The sequence below is a fragment of the Sphingorhabdus sp. genome, assembly GCF_023910635.1.
GTDB lineage: Bacteria > Pseudomonadota > Alphaproteobacteria > Sphingomonadales > Sphingomonadaceae > Sphingorhabdus_B.
Window position 1 is genome coordinate 1 of sequence record NZ_JAAVVZ010000065.1, and the last position, 2,473, is coordinate 2,473.

A 2,473-nucleotide genomic window follows, 5' to 3' on the forward strand; every position below is an offset into this window, starting at 1 on the left:
CGGCAAGTCCGGACGGTTCGAACGCTTGCGCGAAAATGCCGAAGAGGCGGCGTTTATTGTGTGGCAGATGGGGTTGGCGGAATAAGGATTGTATTGACAATGTATATACAATTTTCTATTATCGCTTGATGGCAAAATTAGACGTCTTAGCACCACAAAAACCAGCGATAGCATCCTTTGGGGCGAATGATTCAAAGGGTAGCATCAATCTGCGCGTCGAAACGCAGACCCGGCAACTTATCGACGATGCAGCGACTGTTCTTGGCAAGACGCGAACCGAGTTCATGGTCGAAGCCGCCCGACGACAGGCGATAGATGTATTATTGGATCAGCGTTTGTTTGTGCTTGATCCAGAGGGTTATGACGCCTTCCTGCATGCGCTCGATAATCCAATTGCGCCGGGACCAAAATTGCGGGCATTGTTGCGCCGGTCACCGGCTTGGCAAAAACAGGTCTGAGTTTGCGCGGCTTAAAAATGAAGCTGTCCGAACCTGTCCCCTTGTCGGCCGAACATGATCTGACAATATTCGATTGTGGTGAATCTGCTTTGAATGATTGGCTAAAGCATCGAGCACTGAAAAATGAGAGTCGTTTTTCCCGCACGTATGTCGTCTGCGAGGGCAAACGGGTGGTTGGGTATTTTTGCATTTCAGCCGGCGCATTGGAGCGGGCTGCTGTCCCAAATAAACTAAAAAGAAACGCCCCGGACACTATTCCGGTATCGGTAATTGGGCGGCTGGCGGTCAGTGCGTCGCACGCGGGAAAAGGTCTCGGGGCCGACCTCCTTGCCGATGCGCTGCGCCGTATTGCGATAGCTTCGCAAAGCATTGGTATTGGTGCGGTGCTGGTCCACGCGAAGGACGACCAGGCGAAGGCGTTCTATCTGGCCTGTGCGGAATTCATTGCGTATCCTTCCGACAGCAGAACGCTTTTTCTACCCATAGAAACAGTCATTGCTGCGTTTGGGTAGCAGTGTAACATGGGAACTGGCCGTGGCGGCAAGTCGGGGCGGTTTGAACGGTTGCATGAAAATGCCGAAGAGGCGGCGTTTATTGTGTGGCAGATGGGGGCAAAGGAGTGAGGAGTACACGTGGCTTTTAGATCACCTTCGATGCTACAACAGATCAAACAATGGCTTGGCCCAATAGGTTATGTTCTGTTCATATTGCTAACTCTCTCGCTGCTTGGAAGTTTGCTGGCGATCCTAGTTGCGCCGATAACGGCGATCCCAATAATCGGCTTAGTTGGTCTTTTTTTTGTGCCCTTTCCGACATTCTTGATGTATCTGGGGGGCATATTTATCGTTTATATGATGTTTCACGTCATGCCGATCGGGAAATGGCGCGGCGTTACAGGGCTGATTTGCGGGCTGACATTTGTAGGGGCAGCGGCTTTTGGAATTCCCCTCATGGCTAACCGAGAGTTTGACGTTTGGCTTGCTCAATTTCGGCAACGCGGAATTTGGAAGCCTGTATCGCTGTCAACCGGATCTAACGTCACTTTGGTCGGTTCACAGCATTCGGCAACCTACTTCGGATGTGATAGTTTTTGCCAAGGATTGTTGCTTTCAGGTCAGGCAAAACAAGTGACGTTCATGACAAGCCCGGTATTTGATCGGCCCGAAGATTTGAAAATCACGGGCGATCGCTACAGTTTGAGTGAAAATGTCGACAATTGCCTTGCCAAACTGCCACAAATGGAACCGGATAGCCCGCTGTATAATGGTAACTTTGATGGTGATGAAGATAGGATTAGGCATCAACTTAATCGCGATTTTCAAAGCGGTTTGTTTAGCAAAGACTTCGACGATGCCGTTCAGTCCTGTTTCCGCGTTGACAAGGTCAGTAATCAAGACTTAAGCGGCTGGGTGTTTGTCGATTGGCAAACCGAGTTTCCCCCAGCAGGCGATGACAGTCACGTGCCTCTTCTTGATGCGCGGATCGCAATATTGAACGCAGACGACAAAAAATCCGACATTATTGAGCTGTTCAAAATTCATGGCACACGCATGTCTAGTCCGGCATGGATATGGCCTTATGGCGGAAATGCAGGATCGGGCGGAATCTTCTCTCCTCAATTTGCGCGTGAATTTGTGGAATGGAAGGGCCCTGAACGGGATTTTGATCAATGGTGGGGATATATCGAGAAGCGGACGGAAATCGCTCAAGCAGCAATTGATCGGATCAAAAAAGCGCAATCTGCTGGGAGAACGTATGGAGCGCCGACAGATTAGTTCTTCGGATTGACTTTCTGCCGTTCATAAAGGACTTTTGAAATTGCCAACCCCCTTCACCCGCAATTTCACCGCAACCCCTGCCGATATTGACGCGCTTGGCCATGTCAACAATGCCGTCTGGGTGCGGTGGATTCAGGAAATGGCGACGTCGCATTGGCAGGCGGTTGCCGCGCCTGAACATATCGCGGCTTATCATTGGGTCGTGACGCGGCACGAGATTGACTATCGCGGTAATAT

Annotated in this window: 3 protein-coding genes and 1 pseudogene; all 4 read left to right on the forward strand. The window is 50.6% G+C overall.

Annotated elements, in window-relative coordinates:
- The first annotated feature begins 128 nt into the window (after positions 1-128).
- Positions 129-458, forward strand: coding sequence for a DUF1778 domain-containing protein (locus tag HEQ34_RS14115; protein ID WP_296201543.1), 330 nt, complete (start codon positions 129-131; stop codon positions 456-458).
- On the forward strand, positions 440-970 hold the full coding sequence (locus tag HEQ34_RS14120) for a GNAT family N-acetyltransferase (protein ID WP_296201544.1): 531 nt from the start codon (positions 440-442) through the stop codon (positions 968-970). The genes HEQ34_RS14115 and HEQ34_RS14120 overlap by 19 nt, the downstream gene beginning before the upstream one ends.
- A 120-nt stretch (positions 971-1,090) precedes the next feature.
- Positions 1,091-2,233, forward strand: coding sequence for a hypothetical protein (locus HEQ34_RS14125; protein WP_296201545.1), 1,143 nt, complete (start codon positions 1,091-1,093; stop codon positions 2,231-2,233).
- Positions 2,234-2,276: 43 nt separating this feature from the next.
- Positions 2,277-2,473: pseudogene (locus HEQ34_RS14130) on the forward strand (acyl-ACP thioesterase domain-containing protein); the annotation flags it as partial.

Excerpts from the sequence above, each read along its gene's own strand:
- HEQ34_RS14115 (WP_296201543.1), top strand. The coding sequence starts at position 129 with ATGGCAAAATTAGACGTCTTAGCACCACAAAAACCAGCGATAGCATCC.